Here is a 2,423-nt window from a genome sequence, read left to right as displayed (position 1 = left end):
TCGAGCGTCCCAGGGTGGGCGCGGGCGGGGAGGGCGGCTCGGCTGAGACGCGCCTGACCTTCCGGCTGCGCATCGAGCCCGGCGGGCCCATGGCCCCCATGGTCAACGCCATGATCGCACCGATGCTGACGCCCGCCGCCGAGGGCCTGGCGGAGCGCATCCTGGCCACGCTGGAGGAGCGCGCCTCGAGCTAGCCCTGAAATAAGCGTTCATCGGCCGTTCTCGCACCAATCGGCACCCACTCGGGGCGGCGAGGGGAGAAAGCCGCGCGGCGGCGCCTTCGGTCGAGGTCGATTTTCTCTGTGAGGTCGCGGCCCTGCGAGCGTCGGGCGAAGGGCGCGCACACCCGCCCCGCGCCGCCGTGTTGCCAAAGATTTGACACCCGCGTCGCTTAGGTTTGGAGCTGCGTGTGCGCGGCGACCAGCGTGGGGAGGAACCGATGCGCCGGGCTCATGCGCAACCAGCGCTGTCGGCTGCGGTAGATTGCCTCGGCGGCCAAGTACACGAAGGCTTGGCGGTAGCGTTTCCATTCCCAGCGCACAACTTCGGGGGGCAACGCGAGCTGGGCGATCCACTTGCCGAGATTCCACGCCAGGCGCCCGATCTCGAGCCACGCGCTGTTGCCATCGAACTCGGCGACGGGCATGCGCCACAGCGCGACGCCGCTGCCCATCTGCTCGATCACGTTCTCCTGGTCACAGCGCTGGTAGGTGGCATCGATCACCTCCTCGGCGGACCAGGACGCCGGGAGGTTCGTGACCACGTAGCGATAACGGTAGAAGTCGAAGAGAACCTTCTGGCCCTCGGACTGCTCGATGCGCTGGCGGCGGAGGATCATCCGGTAGGTCTTCTCGGAGCCCGCCGGCGTCCAGGGGATCTCCGCCACCCACTGGCGAACGAGCTTCAGGTCGGTGTAGCCCCGCGCCCGCGCGCGGCGCCGGCGGCGGTTGCGCTTCTTGCGCCGCGGTTCGAAGCCGGGGCGCGCGCACCGCACCTCTCGACCCCGATGCGCCCGCGTGCGGAACGGCTTCCACGCCGACGCCGGGATCCCCTCGGCCCAGGAGAGCCGATTCGAGGCCTCCCGGGCCACGAAGGCGAAAAAGGCGCCCTCCGCTTCGCAGGCTTCGCGCACATCTCGGCGATCGAAGTCGCTGTCGGCTCGCACCAGCACGTCCGCGAAACGCCTCTTCACCCGAGGCAGCGTCTGTTCCAGCAGCTCGGCGGCCCCGTGGCTCGAGCGCAAGTTGCCGGACCGATTCCGAACCGCCAGACACTCCCCGGTACCGGCCAACGAGGCCAGCAACACGTTGTACGACCAGCGACCCTTGTGGTCGAAGTCCGCGCCCTCCTTCTGCACCCCGTAGAGCGTCTTCGTGTGACCGTCCAGGTCCACCACCGCCAAGTCGCGCTTCTTCTTCCGCTTCCCGGCCAGCTTCCCCCACACGGCGTCCTGGACGGCGTCGATCGCGGAACGCAACCCCGCCAAACTCCCGGGGTGGACTCGCTCCTCGAAGCGCCGGAGGAAGTCTCCAGCGGTCGTCGGATCCGGAAGCCGACACGATCCCAGGATCCGCAACACCCCCTCGTCGTGCTGCAGCGCCGCCTGGTCCTCCAGACACTGCCCGCCCACGTACAGGTTCAACGCCTGCGCCAGCACGTGGTCCGACTCGTGGAACGGCAGGTGGATCTTCAGCACGTGGACCCGTTCATCGATCTCCTGGGCCACGCGGAAGCGCTTGAGAAACGCCGTCGCCAGCGCCAGGCCCCCGTAGGGCGTGACCGTGGAGCGCTCAGCGATCTCCACCCGCAGCCGGGGCAGCCGCGTTACCCGACCCGAGGTCTCGGGCCAGGCAAGCTCTTCCTCCGAAATCCCCGTACCAGTATTGAGGTGACTCGCGCGAATGGGCGCGGTAGGCTTCTTCACTCGGGAGCGTCGCTTTCTGGAGGATCTCGGGTTCGTGCAAAGCCGAGATTACCCCAGGAAACGCGCTCCCGTTCCCCGTTTTGGCGCCTTCGAACACCGCGAAGCGTTCGATCCGCGCTTACTTGAGGGCTAGCGGAAGAGGTCGGTGGCGGAGTCGCGGAGCGTGTCGCGGAGGCTGCCGTCGCCTTCCGGGGCGATGCCCTCGATCCACACGGCGGGGATGCCGGCGTCTTTGGGCATCAGCAGGCCTGCGGCGGCGGCCAGCTGATCGGCCGTGGCGGTGGCGGTGACCTGGAGCTCGCGGCCGGCAAGGTCGGGTCGGCCGCGCAGGTCGGCGATCGGCGCCATGCCGGCGCAGCCGAGCGCCACGTCGACGAGTCCCTCGCGCCAGGGTCGTCCGAAGGTGTCCGAGACGATCACCGCCAGCGGTCCGTGGCCGGCGGCGTGCAGGGCGTCGCGCATGAATAATAAGATAATTTGCAGTAACATTGGCATCATC

General features: G+C 68.6%; 3 protein-coding genes. 1 reads left to right on the top strand and 2 read right to left on the bottom strand.

Going from position 1 to position 2,423, the window contains the following annotated elements:
- On the top strand, nt 1–194 hold a 194-nt coding region (locus ABFS34_16460), incomplete at its 5' end, for a hypothetical protein (GenBank protein MEN8377018.1).
- 197 nt (nt 195–391) lie between these two features.
- Here the strand turns inward: ABFS34_16460 and ABFS34_16455 are convergent.
- Together ABFS34_16455 and ABFS34_16450 are read right to left on the bottom strand one after the other, a co-directional pair.
- Complete coding sequence (locus ABFS34_16455; protein MEN8377017.1) at nt 392–1,924, bottom strand: IS1380 family transposase; 1,533 nt, start codon at nt 1,922–1,924, stop codon at nt 392–394.
- Nucleotides 1,925–2,053: 129 nt separating this feature from the next.
- On the bottom strand, nt 2,054–2,423 hold a 370-nt coding region (locus ABFS34_16450), incomplete at its 5' end, for a coenzyme F420-0:L-glutamate ligase (GenBank protein MEN8377016.1).

The organism is Gemmatimonadota bacterium, from assembly GCA_039715185.1.
Taxonomy (GTDB): domain Bacteria; phylum Gemmatimonadota; class Gemmatimonadetes; order Longimicrobiales; family RSA9; genus DATHRK01.
Note: the sequence above shows the minus strand (reverse complement) of the source record. Positions and strands in the feature narration are given on the sequence as shown.